This is a genomic window from Gemmatimonadota bacterium (assembly GCA_009838845.1).
Lineage (GTDB): Bacteria > Latescibacterota > UBA2968 > UBA2968 > UBA2968 > VXRD01.
Window position 1 is genome coordinate 1 of the sequence record VXRD01000098.1, and the last position, 23,688, is coordinate 23,688.

20 protein-coding genes are annotated in these 23,688 nt (G+C 51.9%); 8 read left to right on the forward strand and 12 right to left on the reverse strand.

The window, feature by feature from the left end; translation table 11 throughout:
* The first annotated feature begins 151 nt into the window (after window positions 1-151).
* A complete protein-coding gene (locus F4Y39_12320; GenBank protein ID MYC14504.1) occupies window positions 152-2,743 on the forward strand; it encodes a zinc carboxypeptidase in 2,592 nt (863 codons plus the stop codon).
* An 82-nt stretch (window positions 2,744-2,825) separates the two neighbouring features.
* On the opposite strand, the gene F4Y39_12325 is transcribed toward F4Y39_12320, so the two are convergent.
* The 5 genes from F4Y39_12325 to rnr all read right to left on the reverse strand — a co-directional run bounded on the left by F4Y39_12325 (window position 2,826) and on the right by rnr (window position 9,542).
* Complete coding sequence (locus tag F4Y39_12325) at window positions 2,826-3,644, reverse strand: DUF4292 domain-containing protein (protein MYC14505.1); 819 nt, start codon at window positions 3,642-3,644, stop codon at window positions 2,826-2,828.
* Window positions 3,625-5,529: a tetratricopeptide repeat protein gene (locus F4Y39_12330; protein ID MYC14506.1), complete on the reverse strand. Its 1,905-nt coding sequence runs from the start codon at window positions 5,527-5,529 to the stop codon at window positions 3,625-3,627. Before F4Y39_12330 ends, F4Y39_12325 begins: the two co-directional genes overlap by 20 nt.
* A gap of 2 nt (window positions 5,530-5,531) precedes the next feature.
* A complete protein-coding gene (locus F4Y39_12335) occupies window positions 5,532-6,788 on the reverse strand; it encodes a hypothetical protein (GenBank protein MYC14507.1) in 1,257 nt (418 codons plus the stop codon).
* 3 nt (window positions 6,789-6,791) lie between these two features.
* The gene (locus F4Y39_12340; protein MYC14508.1) at window positions 6,792-7,208 is read right to left on the reverse strand and encodes a hypothetical protein; all 417 of its coding nucleotides are present in this window, start codon (window positions 7,206-7,208) and stop codon (window positions 6,792-6,794) included.
* Between the two features lie 183 nt (window positions 7,209-7,391).
* Window positions 7,392-9,542: a ribonuclease R gene (rnr, locus tag F4Y39_12345; protein ID MYC14509.1), complete on the reverse strand. Its 2,151-nt coding sequence runs from the start codon at window positions 9,540-9,542 to the stop codon at window positions 7,392-7,394.
* A 121-nt stretch (window positions 9,543-9,663) separates the two neighbouring features.
* On the opposite strand from rnr, the gene F4Y39_12350 reads away from it, so the two are divergent.
* From F4Y39_12350 to F4Y39_12370, 5 genes are all read left to right on the forward strand, one after another.
* Window positions 9,664-10,743: a trypsin-like peptidase domain-containing protein gene (locus F4Y39_12350; protein ID MYC14510.1), complete on the forward strand. Its 1,080-nt coding sequence runs from the start codon at window positions 9,664-9,666 to the stop codon at window positions 10,741-10,743.
* A gap of 287 nt (window positions 10,744-11,030) precedes the next feature.
* Window positions 11,031-11,474 carry a superoxide dismutase gene (locus F4Y39_12355; GenBank protein MYC14511.1) on the forward strand — a complete coding sequence of 148 codons (444 nt, stop codon included), beginning with the start codon at window positions 11,031-11,033 and terminating at the stop codon, window positions 11,472-11,474.
* A 265-nt stretch (window positions 11,475-11,739) separates the two neighbouring features.
* Window positions 11,740-12,030, forward strand: a complete 291-nt coding sequence (locus tag F4Y39_12360) for a co-chaperone GroES (GenBank protein ID MYC14512.1) — start codon at window positions 11,740-11,742, stop codon at window positions 12,028-12,030.
* 39 nt (window positions 12,031-12,069) lie between these two features.
* Window positions 12,070-13,698, forward strand: coding sequence for a chaperonin GroEL (gene groL, locus F4Y39_12365; GenBank protein MYC14513.1), 1,629 nt, complete (start codon window positions 12,070-12,072; stop codon window positions 13,696-13,698).
* Window positions 13,699-14,299: 601 nt separating this feature from the next.
* Window positions 14,300-14,731, forward strand: coding sequence for a hypothetical protein (locus tag F4Y39_12370; GenBank protein MYC14514.1), 432 nt, complete (start codon window positions 14,300-14,302; stop codon window positions 14,729-14,731).
* A gap of 68 nt (window positions 14,732-14,799) precedes the next feature.
* On the opposite strand, the gene F4Y39_12375 is transcribed toward F4Y39_12370, so the two are convergent.
* The 3 genes from F4Y39_12375 to F4Y39_12385 are packed head-to-tail and all read right to left on the reverse strand — an operon-like array spanning window position 14,800 to window position 18,005.
* Window positions 14,800-16,092, reverse strand: a complete 1,293-nt coding sequence (locus tag F4Y39_12375; GenBank protein ID MYC14515.1) for a hypothetical protein — start codon at window positions 16,090-16,092, stop codon at window positions 14,800-14,802.
* The gene (locus F4Y39_12380; protein MYC14516.1) at window positions 16,089-17,114 is read right to left on the reverse strand and encodes an exo-alpha-sialidase; all 1,026 of its coding nucleotides are present in this window, start codon (window positions 17,112-17,114) and stop codon (window positions 16,089-16,091) included. Before F4Y39_12380 ends, F4Y39_12375 begins: the two co-directional genes overlap by 4 nt.
* A gap of 15 nt (window positions 17,115-17,129) precedes the next feature.
* A complete protein-coding gene (locus F4Y39_12385) occupies window positions 17,130-18,005 on the reverse strand; it encodes an amidohydrolase family protein (protein MYC14517.1) in 876 nt (291 codons plus the stop codon).
* A gap of 101 nt (window positions 18,006-18,106) precedes the next feature.
* On the opposite strand from F4Y39_12385, the gene F4Y39_12390 reads away from it, so the two are divergent.
* Window positions 18,107-19,045 (forward strand): dihydroorotate dehydrogenase, encoded by a 939-nt coding sequence (locus tag F4Y39_12390; protein MYC14518.1) that lies wholly within the window; start codon window positions 18,107-18,109, stop codon window positions 19,043-19,045.
* Window positions 18,960-19,487, forward strand: a complete 528-nt coding sequence (locus F4Y39_12395; GenBank protein ID MYC14519.1) for a septal ring lytic transglycosylase RlpA family protein — start codon at window positions 18,960-18,962, stop codon at window positions 19,485-19,487. The genes F4Y39_12390 and F4Y39_12395 overlap by 86 nt, the downstream gene beginning before the upstream one ends.
* Here the strand turns inward: F4Y39_12395 and F4Y39_12400 are convergent.
* The 4 genes from F4Y39_12400 to hemG form a co-directional block, all read right to left on the reverse strand.
* Window positions 19,480-20,502 carry an ATP-binding cassette domain-containing protein gene (locus F4Y39_12400; GenBank protein ID MYC14520.1) on the reverse strand — a complete coding sequence of 341 codons (1,023 nt, stop codon included), beginning with the start codon at window positions 20,500-20,502 and terminating at the stop codon, window positions 19,480-19,482. The two genes, F4Y39_12395 and F4Y39_12400, sit on opposite strands and share 8 nt — an antisense overlap.
* Entirely contained in the window at window positions 20,453-21,286 is an 834-nt protein-coding gene (locus F4Y39_12405) for a hypothetical protein (protein ID MYC14521.1), read from the reverse strand. The genes F4Y39_12400 and F4Y39_12405 overlap by 50 nt, the downstream gene beginning before the upstream one ends.
* A gap of 132 nt (window positions 21,287-21,418) precedes the next feature.
* Window positions 21,419-22,213 (reverse strand): hypothetical protein, encoded by a 795-nt coding sequence (locus tag F4Y39_12410; protein MYC14522.1) that lies wholly within the window; start codon window positions 22,211-22,213, stop codon window positions 21,419-21,421.
* Between the two features lie 77 nt (window positions 22,214-22,290).
* Window positions 22,291-23,670, reverse strand: a complete 1,380-nt coding sequence (gene hemG, locus F4Y39_12415) for a protoporphyrinogen oxidase (protein ID MYC14523.1) — start codon at window positions 23,668-23,670, stop codon at window positions 22,291-22,293.
* Window positions 23,671-23,688: the final 18 nt, after the last annotated feature.

Sequence of the window (23,688 nt, forward strand, 5' to 3'; positions counted from 1 at the left end):
CAATTTATTTTTTGTGAAAACTGGTCTTGAAAAAAATGACTCCCGTGGATCAAGGCAATAAACTCATTTGAAGGACCAAAACCTTCTCATTTGACTTTTTCTAATAATTTCTTTCCTTGTTATGTCCTCTCACCCTACAACGAGGCATCCAATGACACGCCTATTGATCGTCCTCATCGCATTGATCGGGTTGAACACACCGGCTCATTCTCGTGTTGACCTCAGCTATTACCTGCCCGAGGGCACGACCTACGATCCCGACATCCCCACACCCGAAGACTTTTTCGGATTTCAGATTGGCGATTGGCACCTGCGACACGACCTCATCGTGAACTACCTGTACACATTGGCCGAACGCTCCGACCGCATTGCCCTCACGCAATACGCCCAAACATACCAGCAACGCCCCCTATTATTACTCACCATCACATCCCCGCAAAACCACCAGAACCTCGAAGCCATCCAGACACAACACCGGCAACTCACAAACCCGGACCAATCGTCCGCGCTCGACATCAACACAATGCCCGTAGTCGTGTACATGGGATATAGCATCCACGGCAATGAACCCAGCGGCGGCAACGCCGCGCCATTAATTGCATATCATCTGGCGGCGGCGCAAGGTCCTGCCATAGACAACCTCCTCGCCAATACCGTCATCTTGCTCGATCCCGTATCCAACCCCGATGGCTTCAGTCGCTTTGCACACTGGGCAAACATGCACCGCAGCAAACAACTCGTTGCCGATCCCGAACACCGGGAACATCGAGAAATCTGGCCGAGTGGGCGCACCAACCACTACTGGTTTGACCTCAACCGCGACTGGGTATTTCTTCAACATCCCGAAAGCCGGGGGCGGATTGAAACATTCCACGCCTGGAAACCGAACATGCTCACCGACCACCATGAAATGAACACCAATTCCACTTACTTCTTTCAACCGGGCATACCCTCGCGCAACAATCCCCTCACCCCGGCACGCACATATCAACTCACCGCTGCAATCGCCGAACGCCACGTCAGCGCGCTCGATAAAATCGGCACACTATATTACACACGGGAGTCATTCGACGACTTTTACATCGGCAAAGGATCGACCTATCCCGATCTCAACGGCGGCGTGGGCCTTCTCTTTGAGCAAGCCAGCGCACGCGGACTTATGCAAGAAAGCATTCACGGACCGATCTCCTTTCCCTTTGCCATACGCAATCAGATAAGAACTGCCCTATCGGCACTCCAGGCAGCCCGTGAACTGCGCACCGAATTGCTATCGCATCAGCGCGATTTTTACATCTCCGCAACCCGGGAAGCCGAGGGTGCCGCCATCAAAGCTTATGTTTTTGGCGATCCGGATGACGTGGCGCGCACCCATCATTTTATCGACGTACTCCAGCAACACCACATACAGATCTACGACCTCGCGCGCCCCATGCGCATCGGTGGTCAAACCTTCTCGCCCGGCTCGGCCTATATCATTCCCACCGAGCAACCGCAATACCGCTTGCTCACCAGCCTGTTTGAGCGCCGTACCACCTTTACAGACAGCTTATTTTACGATGTCTCAGCCTGGACACTGCCCCTGGCATTTAACATGCCCCTATTAGAAATCAAATCGTCATCCCAGGAATTTATCGGCGACCTGTTGCCGCCGTCTAAATTTCCTCGTGGCCGTCTATCTGTCTTCAACCCGGAGATCAATACTTATGCGTACCTTTTTGAATGGAATGGGCATTACGCACCTCGCGCACTCTACCGCATGCAAAAAGCCGGTATAAGAGCCAAAGTAGCCTCGCGACAGTTCAGCATGCGTATTTCCTCAGACTCGGAGAATGAGCACTTATTTAACTACGGCACCATACTCATCCCCATGGGCATTCAAAAAAATGATCCACAAACAATTCGAAACCTCATGCAAACAATCGCGCAAGAAGATGCTCTCAATGTATTTGCCGTCTCCACCGGGCAGACCGACAGCGGTATTGACCTGGGTAGCCCGGGGTTTGTCCCCCTCAAAATGCCTCAAATAGCCCTTTTAATTGGCAAAGGCACCGATGTCTATAACGCCGGTGAAGTGTGGCATTTGTTAGACCAGCGCTATAATATGTCCATCAGCCTCATAGACGCCAGCCATGTGCGCGATATAGACCTCAATCGCTATAATACAGTAATCGCAGCAGGCGGACCTTATAGCAACCTCGACTCTACTGGCGTCAACGCCTTAAAACAGTGGTTGCGCCAGGGCAACACACTCATAGCACTCAACAGTGCTGTTCATTGGGCCATCAATACCAAGCTCGCCAGTGCCCAATTCGTCGAGCGAAATCGAGGAAATTACAGTGACCGCAAAGCTTATATCGACGCAGCCAGCGACCGGGGAGCGCAAATTATTGGCGGTGCTATCTTTCGGGTTCACCTGGACCGCACCCATCCCCTCGCCTATGGGTATCTCAGCAATAGCCTGCCAGTCTTTCGGCGCGGCACACTCTTTATCAAACCAGTAAACCCTTATGCCACCCCTTTGCAATACACCAAACAGCCCTTGCTCGCAGGATATATCTCTGAACAGAACCACAATTACATCGCCGAATCCGCATCCACTCTCGTCGCCAAACAGGGCAATGGCCGCGTCATACTCATGCTCGACAACCCCACCTTCCGCGCCTATTGGTACGGCACCCAAAAACTCTTTGCCAACGCCCTCTTTTTCGGTCCCACCATCAGCCTCCGCACATTGGATGAGTAACAGGCGCGTTCCACCTTGCACAAAATAAAAGAGCACTGATTCTGACGAACCAGTGCTCTTTTTATCATTCGCGTCGCAGTATTCACCGTTGAATATCGTGACGCGTGGCATCTCTGGGCACGGGCAAAACAAAGTCCTTGTCAGCCAGACCCGTATTAATAGCGCGCGATTTGATCTGGATAAGCATCACATCCTCTCCTTGCCGAATCTCGATACGCCGGGGTAGTGCAAAACCGTCATCCATGCGATAATCGGACAGCATGCGCGCCGATACGAGTTGTCCATCGGCGTTATAGACCCTCTCCTCGCGCAAAAAACCCGTACTTGTCTCAATCCAGAGACGGCGCAAATAAAGATCGTATTGCAACTCGAGAAAAATATGTTTTTCCTCGGGTTCAAAGCGCACCACGCGAGAGGCATCCAGGAGAGAGAGATTGGGCAAGCCGAGAATAGCGCGATCATACGCATAATAGGACAGATCGACGTCCGTGAGCACGTAGAGCACATCTTCGGGAGGACCCACGAGATAGCGATTCTCACGGGGCAGGTGAACGTGCAGCGTATCATCCTGGGCACGCGCGGCCATGACCACGGTACCGAAACCGCCAACCACGAGTTTGAGATCCGAAGGAAATCGGTGGCGCACAAGCGCAGAAGCCCTGCGTTCGCGCACCCCATCAATAGTGAGGTCAATACTCGCGCGAACCTCCTGATTGTGCAAACTGTCGTAGCGGGTAGCGATGAGATGGAAAAATTCGGTTGAAGAAGTAACAGGCGGCAAAAGAGCGGGACGATTGGCGACACAGCCAGCGATCAGAAAGAGGAGAATAAGGAGATATTTAGGATTGTGCATTTGGCATTTGAGGCAGGGCGGGGTTCGTCTATTCGGAATAACTCGCATCTCTGGAAAGATTTTTGAATTTTTCCCGCAGAGTTTGATTGTCGGGATCAAATTCTATAGCGCGTTCATAGTGGTGGCTCGCGCGGTCGAGATCACCCATTTTTTGCGCTGCGTCGCCCGCGTGCTCGTGAATAACCGCGAGATTTTCGCGCAGACCATCTACAATTGGGGAATTGGGATCGGTTTGGCGAAGGGTTTCTTCCTCTACGGCGAGTGCACGGTCGAGCCAACGCGCGGCGTTTTCGTACTGCTTGAGCTGATAATAGACCCAGCCGAGGCTGTCGAGATAAGCGCCGTTCTCCGGGTCAATTTTCAGAGCGCGTTCAATTAACTTTTTTGCCTCTGTGAGGCGTTCACCGCGCTCGGCGAGCATATACCCCAAATAGTTGCTGGCATCTGCGTGATCCTGATCCAGTGCCAAAAGGCGCTGAAATACTGCGACAGCGCGATCGAACTGTCCCGCCCGTTCAAGACTGCGTCCCAGATCGAAGAGGACATGCTCGAGAAACTCGGGATTATTTTCCGTATCGGCGACGAGTGGCTCCAGCAGGGGAATGGCTCTTTCCCAGTTGCGATCAAAAAGATATGTACGCGCCAGTTCGTAGCGAAAACCCGTATTTTTGGGCCTCGCGTCAACAGCCTGTTGATAGATAATGCGCGCACTGGCAATTTCGTTTTGGCGCAAATAAACGCGGGCAAGATCAAACGCAATTTGATCGTAATACTCGCTTTCAGGGCGCGTGTCTCCATGGAGCTTTTCTAAAATCTGTTGCGCGCTTGCCCAGTTTTCCTCGGCCCTGTAAGAACGGGCAATGCCGAGATGATATTCGGTCTTTTCACCCTGTAAGTTGGCGTGGCGATAGGTTTTGCGCGCATCGGCCGTACGGTTGGCATCGAGCAACAAACGGGCTTTTATGCCCAGCAGAGTCTGGTTTTCGGGATCGGTTTGCAACTGGTGATTGAGAACGCGTTCGGCCATATCGACAAATAGCATTTTCTCGTCGTGATCGTGACGCCCCTTCACCATTCTGAGGAGCACATTGCCCAACTGATTGACCAGACGGACATCTGGTTCCTCAAAGAGGTAATTGAGATAGGGTTCGTGGCTGTAAATGTGTACTAATTGAACCCAGACCGGGACGTTCTCCCTGGTAACGCTATAATCTTGCCGCGCGATTATCCATCGGAAATTTTGTTCGGCAGCCAATGTATCGCCCCGAGAGAGATGTGTTATGCCCAGCTTAAACTGGAGATCATCGTTATTGGGGTCGTCTTTGAGGATATCGCGATAGATTTGCGCTGCTTTGTCAAACGCGCGCTGCTGATTGTAGATGTCAGCGGCAAAGCGCTTTTCGCGCGCCCCCATCAGTCCGGGCATGGCAACAATGCTATCGAGCAATGTCATAACTTTGCCGCGCTGCCCTCTGGCCCTATAAATTTGAAAAAGATGTTGATAAGCACTCAGGTCTCGCGGCGCGAGGCGCACAATGGCATTCAACTGGTCAATCGCACTGGTAGTATCGCGCAGGCCCCGGCTGAGGGCTTCGTAATAGAGCCAGCGGGTTTGCACATTTTGGGGATCAATTTGAACGGCTCGCCGCGCGGGTTCAACCGCCTGTTGAAATCGCCGAACAGCATTGAGATTGCGAGCCAGTGCGCTGTAGAGTGTCGCAGAGGTTGAGTCGTATTGCACAGCGGCTTGCAATTCTTCAATAGCCCGATCGCGTTGGCCTGCGGATTCTGCAAATCTCGCCCGCAAAAAGTGCGTGACAGCATGGGGATGAGGGGATGATTTTTTGGGGACAGAGCGCAAGCTAATCTGCGGTTGCTGCGGTGATACACAGCCGATGAGCAGTGTGAACAAACAAAAGAATGTGTAACGCATGATCAATCCCTGGGTGGGCGAGTTTTTGATTTGGGTTTTTTGAACTCCCACATCAGTTCGCTGCGGCCAAAATCGGTTTCGTGAGACTGTACGATGAGTTTGATGTACTTAGTCCGATCTGAAACAACCGGTGTTTTCATAACAGTGTGCGCGGAAAAATAGAGTATAAGCAATTTTTCATTGCCCACATAAGTAATATTCACGGGCGGCTCTGCAAAATAGCGCACTTTTTCACCGGGCGTATAAGTGGGATAAATATACGTGCCAAATACATCTGTGACTTCAATTTCTCTGCCCGGCACAGACACCTGGAGTGCTTCGAGCGGATAAAATGCCCGCTCTTCAATTTTGTCGGGTTCATACCCGATGTCTTCGCTGTCTTCGAGATAAATTGTCCAGCGACTCAGATCGAGATATGCCTTGTCGTAGATGGTATTGAATTTTAAGCGAATTTGAATATCGTCACCGAGCTGATTCTGGCTGGCATAATCGTCCCAGGTCTGGGCAGAAATGCTATCGGCGCCGTAGTGGGTCTGCAACATATCAAATTCTGAACGCACGAGATCCGGGACGTACAGCGTAGCTGAAATGAGCAGCGGGGAACGCACGACGCGATAGCGTTCGGAAACCCCCAACTCCCGGAATTGCAAATCGGGATGATCGGCAATACTCGGTGCCTGCGGCAAATCATCTATAGGACGCACCGAGGGAATAAAGCTCCGCACTGTCCATACCTTGAGCAATTGGGGATATGTCCAGGTGTTATCTGGATCGGGTTCTGAAGGCAGGGTGAGTTTATAGACCTCTTTTTTCCCTGAAAACTCCGGAAAAAGCGGAGAATTCTGAACGTGGTAATAGGGATATTCCGCAATGGGAATGGCAAAAACATCGCCCTTTTTGATGAGCTTATCCAGGCGTTCTATTTGCTTGCTATCAAGCGCTGTTTTGAGCGCATCAAACACGGCACTGGCACTGTCATTCGCGCTCTGGCGCAGGCTTCTCAGATCCTTGAGTTTTGGGATATAGCCCTGCCACAAAAGGGCTTCGTTGGTTCGGCGCGCGCGTTCAGTTTGATATTCAATCACGATATCGCGAAGTGCGGAAACGTGTTTGGCAACATGTTCTTTCTGATCGCCCTTCGCCTTGAGGTGCTTACTCAATCGATCCGCTTCAAGCAGATCCTTCGTATTGGCACCCCAGGCGGTCTGAAGCGCAAAAAGTAAAAGCGCAACAAAAATTTTGGCTACACGGAAAAACATAGGTCAATGTTCCGATGAACCGATTTCGACGTGTACGCTCCACCAGTTAAAATTCTGTCCGTTGGCCTCAAGTGTGACCGGGCTTACCTGTCCTGCCGTCATATTCACTCTGGAGGTAGGACCGAGTTCAACCCTGTTTGACAGGTGGATCTCGACACGGACATTGGAGACAGTCGCGCTGGTCGTATTGGTCAATGTTCCCGTGAACATTTCTTGCTGACTGTCGTAGCGCATGACGAGCTCAACTCCGCTTCGGGCCTCCTTAGCCTCATCTGCCAGTCCATACTGAATTCCGGATTCACCTTCTTCACCCGATTCGGTTGGACTGCCCGCGCACGCCATGAAGACCAGCGTAAAGACACACGCCAGAGCATAGAGAGATGAAGTTCGAGATGGTTCAGGGTGTGTGGATATTGACATGGTTGTATCCTCCTGTCGGAATGTTGTTATCCACATCTTCTTTCGGAATGTATGGTTCTAATGTCTAAATAAAAAAAAGGTTCAAATTTTTTTCTAAAATCGAAACAGATCATTGTATTTCTATCTTTTAAAACTTTAAAAAACAATAGTTTAAAAATATAAATTACACACGACATATTTTTGTTATTTTCGTCGGTGTCGCGTGCGTTTGGCGTGATTTTTGCGGCGATGTGGGATGTGTTTCAGCAGGTGAAAGTCTATCCGCAGGCGTTGCTGGTCGAGCTGGGCGAGTTGTACCTGAACCGAATCCCCAAGTCGGAAAGTCGTCCCCGTGGATTCGCCCACGAGTGCGCCTTGCAACTCGTGGTAAATATAATAATCATCCCAGAGATATTTTACGTGAACCAGGCCCTCGATGAGCACATCATTGAGTTGAACAAAAAAACCAATAGAACGCACATCGACGATAACAGCATCAAAACACTCGCCCATCTTATCTTTCAAATAGAGAATTTGCATAAGCCGAATAGCATCCCTCTCGGCTTGTTGCGCGGCGATCTCGCGTTGCGTCGCCAGATCCCCAATATCGGGCAAGCGGCGTGCGCGGCGCGCCATCTGTCCGGGCGTGCTACCATCGTTGATCGCATCGCGCAAAATCCGGTGAAGAATCAAATCGGGATAGCGCCGAATGGGCGACGTGAAATGCGTATAAGTATCGCAAGCCAACCCGAAATGACCGACATTTTCGGGTGTGTACACCGCTTTCTTCATTGAACGCAACAGGCGATGGCTCAAAATATGACCAACAGGCTCATCCTTGAAATTTGCGAGAAACGCCTGGATATTTTCCGCCCGCGAAGGATTGGAAAGGCGATACCCCAATGTTCTCGCCAGATCGCAAAATTCGGCGAGTTTTTCACCGTCGGGCGGTTCGTGGACGCGATAGAGAATCGGGATACCGCCATCGGCCATACGCCGCGCAACGATTTCATTTGCCAGAAGCATAAATTCTTCAATAAGACGATGACTATTCAAACGAGCGCGGGGACCAATGTGAATGGGATGACCCTGATCATTGAGGACAATACGCGGTTCGGGAATCTCAAAATCAATCGTACCCCTTGCCATGCGTTTCTCTGTCAGACGAATCCTCAGAGCCTCCATATGCATGAGAACATCGGCATACGGTTCGGCGGGATTGGCCGCGCCCCTATCGCAATCGAGCACGCGCTGAACCTCTTCATAAGACAGGCTCGCGCGGCTGCGTATAACCGTCTCTGCAATTTGGGTGTCTATCAACTCGCCATCGGGGGTAATATGCGCCAGAATACTCAGAGCGAGGCGATCTTCACCGGGCTGTAGAGAACAGATATTTGCAGAAAGCCTCTCCGGCAACATGGGAATGACGCGATCGGGAAAATACACACTGCTGCCGCGTGCGAGGGCTTCGTGATCAAGGGGCGAGCCTTCGGGAACATAGTAGCTGACATCGGCAATGTGAATACCCAGACAATAGGTCTGATCATCGAGAACCTGAAGCGACACGGCATCGTCGTGATCGCGCGCATCAACTGGATCAATGGTAAAACAGGTCAAATCGCGCAAATCGAGGCGACGGTCGATCTCCTCTGCGGGAATATCTTCTGTAATCTCTTCTACAGCTTCGAGCACATGTTGAGGAAAAACGAGAGGAAGGCCGAGTTTTTTGATGAGAATCAGGGTCTCAATCCCCGCATCGTCCGCATTGCCCAGAACCTCGACAATCTGACCATCGGGATGGGCATTGGGTGAGGAATATTTAAGGTGCACAACCACCTTTTGCCCCGCCTTAGCTCCGCAGGTCAGGTCATCGGGGATATGAACGCGTGCGCGAATGCGCGGATCGTCGGAGACCACAAGAGAAACGCCATCATACGTGCCCACCATTGTTTGCTCGGCGCGTTCCACAATGCGAACCAACTCACCCTCTGCGCGGTCACTGCCTTGTGCCCTGCGCGTGAGTCGCACCAAAGCGCGGTCGCCGTGTCGCGCACGCCTCATGTATCTCGCACCAATGAAAATATCTGCGCCGCCATCGTCGGGCGCGAGCAAGCCATATCCACTGGCCTGGACACTGATGCGACCAACGACGAGATTGTGTTCAGACGGAATCCCGTAACGGCTACGGCGCAACTTGACGAGAGACCCATCGCGCACCATGCCGCGAATCAGGCGGCGAAAATCTGAATACGCCCGATCAGAAACGCGAAGCGCGCGAGCAAGTTCCCTGATTTTGAGCGGACGCCTATGTTGTTGACGCACAAAATTCAGTACTTGATCACGAGAGACAGACATATTTTTTACAGGAGCCAAGGATAGACTAACAGGCGGGAGATATGGTGGCGGTGTTTGAACGAAAGTGTTATACTTCTGAGGAAAACTCAGGGCAAATATACGGAAAGGGCGCGAAAAAGCAATGCAAAACCTCTACTACCTGATCGCTCTCTTGTGCTTTGGGGGATGCGCCGCGCAATACGTTCTGGCACCCGATGGGGAATACGATTATCGCGTACCCGTTGGGCGAGGCGATGCCCAGGCGGGATTTGAAACCCTGTTCACCTCCACCGTAAAAGTCGTGTGGACGCCCCAATATGCCAACGTGTTCTACACACATAATATGAGAGATGACAGGGGCTTTTCACGCCATTTGCCTTTAACAGATAAAAACAGCCCAACGGGGTATCGGCTGGCGCGAGATGGTATCCGCAAAACCGTCGATTCTTATTCCAAAGTGGGCACCGCGCTTGTGGTCACGCGGCAAACCTCGACCAATCGATACGATGTGGCAATTGCACTGACAAATGCACATGTGGTGACAGCACCGGATACCATTCGGTATTTTATGCGGGACGCCCGGGGCATGGAAACGAAGGTACTCGAACGGATTTCCATCAAAATCAGCACCTCATTGCACGTGGTCAATCGCAATGGCGAAAGCATCTCTGCAAAAATCGTGCGCCTCGACCCTGAAGTAGATCTGGCTTTGCTCAAACTCAATATTCCCAACCCGATGAGAGACCCATCGCCTTTTTCTCGGCGGCTGGGCAAAACATCGGATCTGCAATGGGGCAATTTTGTCTATATCGCAGGTCATCCAAAAAACAAGATGCGCCTCACTGCGGGCACAGTGAGTTTGGACGAAGACAAAGATCGGTTTTTTGTCGATGCGCCCATCCGTGCGGGCTACAGTGGCGGGCCTGTAGTTGCCGTGCGAGATGGACTGCCCAATTTTGAACTCGTGGGTCTTTGTCGGGGAGCCACAACAGAAACATTCCGATTGCTGGTACCCAACCGAAAACTGAATGAAGGGGCGACATTATCGCCCGACTTGCTCGGTCACATCTCGGTTGAAGAGCGCGAGGTCGTGGAACCCGGTTTGGGTATCATCGTGGGAATAGAAGCCGTCAAACGCTTTCTATTGGACAGTCGCGAACCGCTCCGCGAGATCGGTGTAAATATCAAAACCGACGCGGCAATGCGAATGTGGGGGTTTTGAATCCGGGCGGATTTGTATTATATTCCAAATTACGCGATGTGTGACTTGAAAAATAAATGTGCTATACACCGTGTCATGCTGAGGAAGCCGATAGGCTGACGAAGCATCTGTTGCCCATGCACACTGTTGAGGCAGCAGATGCTTCGACTCCGCTGCGCTCCGCTCAGAATGACAGGGCTCTTATGACCTCTGACTTGAAATTACACATGACGTTCCAAATTGTTAATCCGAATTTGTAGGGGCGACCCCCTGTGGTCGCCCGTTGACCTTTTTACAAGGAGACCAATATGAAACATTTTACTGCTTCTTTGCTGAGCGTATTCCTTTTTCCCATTCTCGTCGGGGCGCACTGCGAGATACCGTGTGGGATCTATGGCGATGAGGGTCGGTTTGCTCTGCTATTGGAAAATGTGACCACCATTGAAAAGTCGATGAATGAAATCAATAAATTATCGGGAGAAAGCGAGAAAAACAACAACCAGATCGTGCGTTGGGTTGTCAACAAAGAGCACCATGCCGATCAGATTCGCGACATTGTCGCACAATACTTCCTGGCGCAGCGGATCACAGAACCTGCGGAAGGGGATGCCGCAGCCTATACTGAAAAGCTAATAGCCCTGCACAAAATTATACGCACGGCAATGAAATGCAAGCAAACCACAGACCCGAAAAACGCGCAGACCTTGCGCGATCACATAAACGCTTTTCAGACGCTTTACAATGCGAAATAAAGGACCGGGGACCGGGACGGCACAGGGGCCGTCCCCTACGATCTCCTGCGTTTGAACACAATCATTTTAGGGGCGGTGTCCCCGTGCCCGCCCGTCACAATTCATGGGACAATCTCCATCGAGACTGTCCTATTTTTTTTATTTTTTCTTGCGCTTCTGAAAGGTCTTTGATATATTCTCCGCCCCATTAGCACTCGACAAGTGAGAGTGCTAAAACACATCATCCGTTTCTTTTCACTCCACCTCGCAGAAGGAGGCTATAACAATGGCGAAGGTGAAACCCCTCGGGGATCGCGTACTACTAAAACCTGTTGAAGAAGACGAACAGGTCAAGGGCGGCATCATCATTCCCGACACAGCCAAAGAAAAACCCCAGCGGGGCGAAATTGTGGCTGTTGGCGATGGCAAGCCCGACGATTCGGGCAACCGGATCCCGTTGTCGGTCGCATCCGGCGATACAGTACTTTACGGCAAGTATTCAGGCACAGAAGTCCGTCTGGACGACGAAGACTATCTGATCATGCCCGAAGGCGATATTTTAGCGATCATTGATTAATACCAATCATTAACGGTACGAGTTTTAATCAGGAGGATAATAATGGCCAAGCAACTCGAATTTGATGTTGCAGCTCGAGAAGCCCTCAAACAGGGTGTGGATCAGTTGTCCGACACCGTAAAAGTGACACTGGGACCCAAGGGCCGCAATGTTGTACTGGACAAAAAATTTGGTTCTCCCACTGTCACCAAAGACGGTGTCACGGTAGCCAAAGAAGTCGAATTGGAAGACCCCTATGAAAATATGGGTGCTCAGATGGTCAAAGAAGTTGCATCTAAGACCTCTGACGTAGCTGGCGATGGCACAACCACAGCAACCGTGCTCGCACAGTCGATCTTCCACCAGGGCTTGCGCAATGTAACAGCCGGTGCCAACCCCATGGACCTCAAGCGCGGTATCGACAAAGCCGTGGCAGCCTCTGTTAATCTGATACATGACATGAGCAAACCGGTGGCGGGGCGATCAGACATCGCACAGGTCGCTTCTACATCGGCCAACAACGACAAAGCCATTGGCGATTTGATTGCCGATGCAATGGAAAAAGTGGGCAAAGACGGCGTAATCACAGTCGAAGAAGCCCGCAGCATCGAAACCACACTGGACGTGGTCGAAGGCATGCAGTTTGACCGCGGATATGTGTCGCCTTATTTTGTCACCGATGCCGACAACATGGAAGCCATTCTGGAAGAAGCGTACATTTTAATTCACGACAAAAAAATCTCGGCAATGCGCGACCTGCTTCCCGTACTGGAAAAAATCGCACAAACGGGCAAGCCTTTGATGATCATTGCCGAAGATATCGAAGGCGAAGCCCTCGCCACACTGGTCGTGAACAAAGTGCGCGGCACATTGAAAATCGCCGCAGTAAAAGCCCCGGGCTTTGGCGACCGTCGCACGGCAATGCTCGAAGACATCGCCATCTTGACGGGTGGTCGCGTCTTATCCGAAGATGCGGGTTTCAAACTGGAAAATGCCACCACCGCAGACCTCGGTGAAGCCAAACGCATTACCATCGACAAAGACAACACAACCATCGTCGAAGGCGGCGGTAATAGTGCCGATATCCAGGGGCGCGTTGGACAAATTCGCCGTCAGATCGACGAAACCACATCTGACTACGACCAGGAAAAGCTGCAAGAACGCCTGGCCAAACTGGCCGGCGGTGTAGCCGTAATCAATGTGGGCGCTGCCACAGAAACCGAAATGAAAGAAAAAAAGGCCCGCGTTGAAGACGCGCTCCACGCGACGCGCGCCGCGGTTGAAGAAGGCATAGTCCCCGGCGGTGGCGTCGCATTAATTCGCGCTGCGGCTGGCCTGGACGAAACGCGCGAAAATGTCGAAGGCGACGAAAAAACAGGCGTGGATATCGTGCAACGCGCGCTGGAAGAGCCACTGCGCCAGATCGCCAATAACGCTGGAGTTGAAGGCGCTCTGGTCGTGCAAAAGGTCGCCGCTGGCGAAGGTAATCTGGGCTATAATGCCGATACAGACGACTACGAAGACATGATTCAAGCCGGCGTGCCCGACCCGACCAAAGTCACGCGGTCTGCACTCGAAAACGCCGCTTCGATAGCCAGTCTGTTATTGACGACCGAAGCACTGGTGGCCGATATACCCGAACCCGAACCACCAGCACCTCCTGCACCTCCGGGTGGTGGGATGTATTAAACGGTCAGTCTTTCGCAAAAAAAGGACATCCTGTTGGGTGTCCTTTTTTGTTTGGAATTATATACAATATACCAGGATCAATCAGTTTTGGACCGTAGAATCGAGGTTCGAATCCCAGTTGGGCAACCTATTTTTTCGCTGAACTTTGATTCTATCTTCAAAGACCGTAAGAGTTTTTGCTCCAACTGAGCAACACTTACGGCCTTTTATTTTTTTATCAAAAGTTTCGAAAGCGATCAATTCTTTCACCATACCGCTCATTCATCGCTCAAATTTTACACTAACGCCCGTTCTCCTCTATCCCCGCTTCAACAGGCAATCTTGAAATTCAAGCTGTGAATAAGACCGCAATACAGCATATCAAAGGCATAATAAGGTACCTGAACTTCTTTGGAGCCTTTTTATCGTGCAATTTTGTGATATTTGCATTTTTTGGCTCGATATTTGCTTTGGATTCTGACTGTTGCGTTTGTCCAAAATACGACCAAATCCCAGACCAAGCATATCACAGGGCAGACATTGAAACCATATCCAGGCCGAAATTGCATTAGAAATCTATTTTCTCTATACTTATATTAGAAAAGTGAAAAGGCACAACAGAATGGCGGAGAAAACAGACGAAGAAAGGGTGTCAATTTGGAGCACGGGAGACACAGAAAGAACATGGCTGATAGCTTTAGCAGTACTGTTCTTTGTCTCTTCTCTATCACTGGTTCTTTGGTACAATTGGTACAAAATTACTAAACCTGATTACGATGCAATTATTACGGTAATCAGTATTATAGGATCCATAGGTCTCTCTGCTATCACTTTAGCATTCTTCATTATAGAGGGGGTAAATCTCATGATCGTCCCAGTTCAAAAAATCCGTGCTGAGACTGAAAGATATCTTGAAAAACGCTTCCAAGATGGGCAAAGAAAAGGACATGAGGAAACCATTGCCATAGTAAAAAAAATGCATCCGGATATTGACATAGAAGCCATACGCGCTGCCTTAGAAGATCAAAATGGGAGTACAACAAATGGTCAGTGATTATAAAAATCCTTTACAAAGAGAAGCTCACATGGACCTTATCTGCGAATCATTTCTTTTTTAATACCTTACCCACCACAAAAAAACACCCGATTATTGATCACCTCGCCTATTTCTTTATCCGGATAACGGGATTCCCCATCAAAAAAAACAAAAGGCGGGTACTGCCCTGCGGGAATGGTATTGGCACCAGCAGGACGTTCCAGATTCGCCTCATTAAAAATCGCATCCTGGGGCAAAGCGAGTTGCGACTTCCAATCCCCATCCTGCAAAGTCAACCAGACCAGACGCTTATCCTCTGTCTCCCAATTTAATCCACGCGTGGGCTTGCCCTCATTCCAGCCCCTTCCAAGAGGCTGAAACTCCAGCAAAGCATAAAGCGTACCCGCTTCATCCATACTAAACGCCCCCCGGCACCCCGTCGGCCGGTGGCCTGGAAAACCCGTATCAATGGACTCTCGCTGCCACACACCCTTTGCATCGAGATAGGCGTGAACGATCTCACCCGGCTCATCCAAATGTGAAACATAGAGAATATGTGGTCCCTCAGAAGAAACCACAATACAACCCTGTGAGAGAACCTCGGGACGGGGCATAGGTTCGTGGCGCTCATCCTCCTCAGAACGCGCAAGAACATCGAGCTGCTCGGGCCGCGCTGGCAACTCGACGCGCGAGCCATCGGCCCTCTCCCACGTCTCGCCACCATCTCGGCTACACATATAACACACAGCCTGATGCAGCCCGCGCTGATCGTAGATTCCCCTGCCCTCGTAAAAATCCACCACAAGATGAAGAACACCATCTGCACCCACAGCCATACCAGTCTGGAAAGCACCATAACCCGTATAATCCTCACGCCGTTTGACCAATTTCCCGCGCGCTTCCCAGACTCCACCCTTATCTTTAGAATAAAAATCCACACCATCCCAGCGATTGGATGAACGCACCGTCAAATAAAGCGCATCGTCCAAACCGCACACAACAACCGGATAGGTCCCCGACCCGGCTGGCTCTCCCTCTGTCCACTCACTCGCATCATTGGGCCGCACCGACCGCCGATACGTCACCGGCGAATTATGACCACTCATAATAGCCTGCAAGTAGCCCTGATGGTCAATAGTCATAACCGGACGCGCGTGATTATCGCGTCCCTGATTAAGCGTAAACGGTCCCAAACATTCGCCAGTATCGCGATCAAAAGTGCAAACCCTGTTAAAATAGCCCTCACGCGTAACATCCTGCCAGACCACATGCGTCCTACCCTCGTACGTAACAACCTTATTCCCCGCGCCAGAAGTCGCGCGCTCACTACCAATTTGAGAAATTAATCTGGTCACATTGAACTCCCTCGAGTGCATCATATCCTAAACCGCTCAAAAATTAGATACTGATACGAATGTTCTTCGCCCGCCTCATACAAACACCCAACATCTCCATCGGGTAACAGAGTTAGGCAGGAATACGCTGCTGGACCCTCGTGCAACAGCTTTTCCCGGACCCATGTCTCTCCGCCATCCTCGCTCAAACGCACAGTCATATTCTCGCGCTCGCCTCTACCCTTCCCCGGATAAAACCGATCTCCAGCTTCGGGACTTTCCACCGGCGTAAGCGACACCGGATTTGAAAAAAACAATCGGTCGCCTTCGCCTATCAAACTCGCCTGACATTTTGGACACGGCAAATTCGCATCGTGTACAACCTCCGACCAACTGTGTCCACCATCCCCACTCACCGAAATCCCCCGCAACCCTTCGCTAAACGTCTGCATCCGAATATTCATCTTCAACGACCCATCCGCCAGTTCCACAACCTGACATTCATTCGCACCCGGTGTAATCAACGCACTCATCTGCCAAGTCGCCCCGTGGTCATCGCTATAAATTGTATGCGAACCATTCCCATAAGTCTCATCCTCTCGATGATCGCACGGAATCACCAGCCGCCCCCTGTGCTCCCCCCGCTGCAATTGAATACCAACACCCGGACCCGTCGCATACCAATTCCACGAAGGCTTCTTCACAACCGCAGTAATCTCCGTGGGATCTGCCCACGTCTTCCCATCATCCCCACTATGCGTAATGAACACATCGTCATTCTCCCGACAAAACGGTAGCCAGATCACACCCGTATCACCATCCACCACAGGACACGGATTACCAATCGTCACCTCCCCAGGCTCCCCGTAAATCAACAACTGTTCAGACCACGTCTCCCCACCGTCCTCTGACCGCTTCACCAGCAAATCGAGATCCCCGTGATCCCCGCGCCCGGTGCGCCGCCCCTCGCAAAACGCCAGCAAAGTCCCCGCCTTTGTCACCAGCAATGCCGGAATGCGATACGTGTGATACCCATCCTGGCCACTGGTATATACATGTGTCTTCATAACGCCTCCCTTGTATTATGACCTCTCCACAGGAACCAGCCGCAGTGCATTCTCGCAATAAATCTTCCGCCTGACATCCTGTGGCAAATCTAACCCATCTATATGTACCTGCAACGCATTCCCCGGAGCATCGCGCCCAAACAACAAACGATCCTGATACTCGATCAAAAAATCCCGCCCCCTATCATCCATCCGCGTCAACGCATTCAAACCAGAACCCGCCGACAAATCCGCCCAGAGATTCGCATAGTGTGCAAACAAATCAAACAAACGCCCCCCCGGCACAATTGGACCCGAAGGATATACCTCCGCATCAGTCGCCTCATCCCCACTCACATGCCGCCAGAACCCAGGCGCGTGACCGACAAACGTCGTATCTGGACACGCCTGCAACGCCTGCTCCAGCGCGCCAATCTCCCCACCATACCAGGCCTCCTGATACACCCCATTCAAAAACGGCGTATCAATATGCAACACCACTGGCGCACCCAACTCACCCGCCTTGCGAAACAACAAAATCGCACGGGGATCGTTCAACAACATCCGATAGCTCCACTCCCCACACACCCGAACACCATGCGAATAATACGCAGCCTCAAAAAGCCCTGCGGCATCGCCCTCTGAAGGACAGGGACAATATCCCGCCACAAACCGATCGGGATATTTCTCACACGCCCGCGAAAGATCATTCAACGTCGTCCCCGCGTGCGTGCCATCGGGCCGTGCATTGACCGGATTAAACACGCGATGGCTGCTCGCCACATGCTCACCCGGCGGCAAATACCACGTAAGCAACCACGCCACATCATACCCGAACTGATCCATCTCATTCAGCACGCCCTCGGCATTCAAACCGTGATAATAAATGTGATTATGCGCATCAATAATCATCGTACAAACCCCCGGATTTCATGATTTCCCTTGACGAAGTTCAATCCTAAAATAATATTAATCTCGCGTCATTCAAGAACGAAAACCCCAATCACGGTCAAATGTCCAACTCTCAATTAGATCTCTCGACAAAAATCGCCAAAAGGCTCACGCTCAAAAACCCCGTCATCATGGCATCGGGCACTTTTGGACACGGCGCCGAATACGCGTCTCTCTTTGACCTGAGCAAAATCGGCGGCATCGTCACAAAAACCATCACCTATCACCCCCGGGCGGGCAACCCACCGCCGCGCACAGCCGAAACCCCATCCGGCATGCTCAACGCCATTGGACTGACCAACCCGGGCATCGACGCATTCATCGCCGAAAAAGTCCCACCCCTCGCCGCGCTCAACACCGGACGCATCGTCAGCATAGCGGGGACATCGGACCGGGAATTTGCCGACATGGCCGCCCGATTCAACGACCTCGAAGGCATAGACGCCCTTGAACTCAACATCTCATCGCCCAACATGAAAGACGGCGGCATGCTCTTTGGCTGTTCCGAACGCGCCGCCCACAACGTAACCCGAGCCGTCAAAGCCGTATCGCAATTACCCATCATCGTCAAACTCACCCCAAACGTAACCGACATCGCCGCCATAGCCGGCGCAGTCGAAGAAGGCGGAGCAGACGGCATCGCCCTCATCAACACCCTGCTGGGCATGGCAATAGACATAGACACCCGCCGTCCCATCCTGGGAAATATCACAGGCGGCTTATCAGGCCCCGCGATCAAACCCGTCGCCCTCGCCCTGCTCTGGAAAGTCGTCGAACGCGTCTCTGTCCCGGTCATCGGCATGGGCGGCATAGCCACAGCGCGCGACGCCATTGAATTCCTCATCATTGGCGCATCCGCCATACAGGTCGGAACCACGACCTTTGTTCGCCCCCTTGCAGCCCTGGAGATACTCAATGGCATTGCAGACTATTGCAAAGCACACAAAATCGACCGCATATCCGACCTCGTCGGCAGCATGCAACCACCTGCGGCGCATTAAAATCTCCCACCTGCTCTGCATCCTCCTCTGCGTCTCTATCATGGGATGTGCCTCGCATCCCCGCTATCGCGGCAAACCCATCACAGACAAACCCAAACCCTCCAAACCCTCCAGGACCGTATCTCCGTCCCCCAAATACCGATCATCTCAAATAGGCTACACATCCTACTACGCGCACAAATTTCACGGACGACCAACAGCCAGCGGTGAAATCTACGACATGAACGGCCTATCCGCCGCACACCGCGAATTGCCCCTCGGCACAATCATTCGCGTCACCCACCTGGGCAACGGCAAATCCGTCGTCGTCAAAGTAAATGACCGCGGTCCCTTCGTTGATGGACGCATCCTCGACCTCTCCCTCGGTGCAGCCAAAAAACTCGACATGGTCGATGAAGGCGTTGCCAGAGTCAAAATCGAAATCGTCAAAGCCGTCAATTAACCCCATCCCAATATTCATACATATCCGCAATCACATCGTCAATCGGAGCGCGGTGGGTTTCCACATCGCGAATAGTCGCTTGCTCTGCCGCTTCATCGAGCAATGTCGGTATCGATATCTGTGCCGCATCGAACGTAAAGTGATGGCGATTGCCTTCGCTCTCAATAAACTGAACGCCTGAAAGTTGCGGTGGAAACGTATCGGCAGTCTCAATAATAAGATGCCTGCGGTCCCCAAATTGACCGCGCAATTCTCGAAAATCCCCATCAAACGCGATATTGCCCTTATCGATTATCACAATGCGCCCCGCGAGCTGCTCCAGCTCATCCATATCGTGACTCGTGATCATAACCGTAACGCCCTTTTCGCGATTGAGATTCTTGATAAACTCCAGCATATTGCGTTTGGCAAGCACATCAACCCCAATGGTAGGCTCGTCCAAAAAGAGAATCTCAGGCTCGTGCATAAGCATAAGCGCGAGATCCGCCCGCATCTTTTGTCCCAGACTGAGTTGACGCGCGAGACTATTGAAAAATTCATCAATCCCGAGAAGATTCTTCACAAAATCGAGCATAGCATCATACCGATCCCGGGGAATATCCCAGACCACCCGCTTCCACTCAAAACTCGCCGCAACGGGCTGATCCCACCACAACTCTGTCCGCTGACCAAAAACCACGCCAATGCGCTCGACATAATGCACGCGATCCTTCATCGGATCCATACCCAGACAGCGAACCGTCCCAGACGTCGGTGCAAGAACACTGGAAAGCAGCTTAACAGTCGTGGATTTTCCCGCACCATTGGGACCTGCATAGGCGACAATCTCGCCGCGGCGAATCTCGAGATTCACCTTCTGCAACGCGCGAATCTCCCGGACATTGGGCCGAAACAAATTCTTGAAAACATCCCGAACCTTCTCCGAACGCTGGCGCTGGTAAAAAATCTTATCGACCTCGGTAAGCTCAACCGCGATGTCCGAAACCGAGGTAGCGCTGTGACCCGGTCTGTGCATAGTGCTGCATTCCTTTTTTAAATAAAATCCATGCGATCAGAGACAGAACCGCCGCCACAAGCGGCGTATGCCACAGGCTCGACGGCGCAATACCCAGCAACTGGCGGCAGGGATACCACGCGACAAAACCCACGGGCAAAACAGTAAGCATACTGACAAGCACATAGCTGCTCAGCCCATCCAGCGGAAAAGACTTGAGCTGGAACATAAAATTGACCGCGCGGCTGCTAATTTCCTCCGCGGCAACCGGCGCCCAAAAAGCCAGACTTCCCCACACAAAAGAAAAAGCCAGCACAATCGCGCAGGAAGACGCGAGATTGCAAAAAAACATCAACCACCAGTACATGGTAAGCACCGCATCGAGCTGAAAAATAGCCCATGTCCAAATACCAATCCCCGTGAACAAAGACCACGACCCGGAAAAAGGCATAAAACCCTCGGTTAATAGACCCATCCACACCGGCTGGGGTTGCACGAGCGTATGATCCATCTGACCGCGCCCAATGCGGCGGCTGATCTGGAGCACATTATAGCTAAACCCCATATCTAAAAACCCGCGAACAAGCGCGGCATACCCCAGCATAAAAACAATTTGATCCCGCGACCACAGGCCAATACCCTCAAACCGCTCAGCCAGCAGAAAAACCGCTGTAACACCCGCGAGATTGAGAATGATATCGGAGACAATATTAATAAAAAAAAACCGAAAATCCCGCGTCATCCACATAAAATCCAGATAAGCCTGCACCCGCCAGCGGGCGAAGAGTTTTGTCAAAGTCTTCACAAAAATTAAACCTCCTGGATCGCGGCTTTAAGCATGCCGCGATGACGATGGTCCGCCCTTTACTCTTCACACTTCATCGTGAACTGGTCTGGACTGCGACCAGTTGTACCCCGTTCCACACTTCACACTTCTTTATCCCCCATGCGAAACCAGACGTTCGCGATTGGCATTCCAGAGCAAGTGAGCGACGGGCCAGAGCACAACAGCCCAGAAAGCTTGAAGACCGATGAGAAAAAGGGGATCCCCCGTACCCGTATAAATGCGCAGCGGCGCGGACGCCAGCGAGGCAAAAGGCAAAAAAGTCAGAAAATCCCCAATCCCCCATGGCATCAGCGCAAGTGGAATAATCGCGCCCGACAACAAAACGCTAACCGCATCTCGAATCTGCGTCAAAGCATAGACATGTTGTTCCAGCAAAACCATAAAACTCGCAAAAATGAAATCAAACGCCGCGCCGATGGCAATGCCCAGCACCAGACTACACAAAAACAAAACACCGGCAAACGCGCTTTCCGGCAAAGGATCGACCCCCAGAAGGGGCGCCAGACAAAAAAGCGGCAGTGAAAACAAAATGAGATTGGGCAAACCCGAACCAAACATCTCCGCAATAAACTGGCCGTAAATCCCCACCGGGCGCAAAAAGCGATTGGCAATATCCCCGCGCCAGAGCGCCCCGTCCAGACCTGTACGCACAGAAATCTGCCCGGCAAAAACCTCGGCAATCAGAGTATAAGTAAGCACCGCATTGCGCGTCATACCAGAAACCTCTCCGGACTCGGGCAACAACATCCGCCACAAAGAAAGCAGAAACACCACGCGCAACAGACGCAAAACAGAGCCACCGACAAGAACCCACCCCTTGTCATCCAGCGACCGGGTGGCAACCATGATAATCGTCTTAAAATGTTTATGAGTTGTAATGAACATGGATTCATCAATAATGAAAAAACACTGGATCGCGGCTCAACATCATGCCGCGATGACGATGGTCCTCCCTTCACACTTCACACTTCCCCAAAAATCCGATCCACTGTATCCACCGCCTGCACAATACAATCGGGAATCGCCGATCCGCGATACGCACTCCCCGTCAAAAACAACCCACCCACCTGTGCGGCGAGACGCTCCATCTCAGCCACGCGCTCCAGATGCCCCACATCGAACTGGGGGCGTCCTCTTCTCCAGCGAAAAATGCGCGCAAACAGAGGATCAGCCGTCAACCCCATCAAATCTTCCAACTCCTCGCGCGACAGTGCAATCAGCGCCTCATCATCCAGATCCACCAGATCTTCCTGCCCTGCTCCTCCCACAAAAGTACGCACCAGAACACCATCGTCCGGCGCGCGAAAATTCAACTTCGTCGAAACCCATGTACACGCCGTAATCCGACGCCCCTCGTGTTTTGGCGACAAAAAACCAAACCCCTCAAAATCGTGTTGCCCCTCAACATCCCTCTTCCGATACGCCAGCGAAACCGTCGCCGTTGAAACATAGCGAATACCGCGCAACAAAAGACTCAAATCCGGCGCAAAATCCGCCACCAGATCAGCGGACACATAAGCCGGCGTCGCCATCACCACGGCATCTGTCCCGATCACCTCATCACCAGCGACCACCTCAAATCCCCCACCCACCTTTCTAACAGACCCAACCGCAACACCCCGGCGCAAATCCCCATCCAAACCCGCAATCAAAGTATCGACCAACTCACCCATCCCACCGACCAGCGTCTGAAATATCGCAGTCCCCGTAGATGCGCGCGCCTTCCTCATCGCCCGCACCCCCTTAATCAAACTCCCATAGCGCTGCTCCATCGCCACATACATCGGAAACGCACATTGCATACTCAAACGCTCTGCATCTGCACTGTGGATACCCGCCAGCATTGCCCCGCCAATATTCACAGCCTCCACGCCCAAACGCCGCCGAATAAAACTCGCCAGACTCTCATCGCCCTCGTCTCTCCGCCGCGGAACAAACACCTCCAGCCCCATCCTCACCTTTCCACAAAACGAATACAAAGGTGACGTCGCAAGGGACCAAAATCTCACAGGCACCAGTGAAAAATCCTCCGGAAAAGCCACCAACTTCCCATCCCGCACCAAAAACGTCCGCTGCCGATCATTATTCGTCGAAATCAGCCGATCCGCCAACCCCAGATCCTCACACAACTGAATACCCGCGGGCTTTTGCGTCAGCAGCAAATCCGGACCGCCCTCAATCAAAAAACCATCCACCGACTCCGTCGCAATCATCCCGCCCCATCGGTCACTGCGCTCCAGCAAGGAATACTGAATGTCCCGACCTTGCTCTCGCGCTCTTTTTTCCAAATAAAAAGCGGTCGCAAGACCCGCTATGCCACCGCCAATAATAGTTATATGCATATCGCTCTCAGCCTTCAG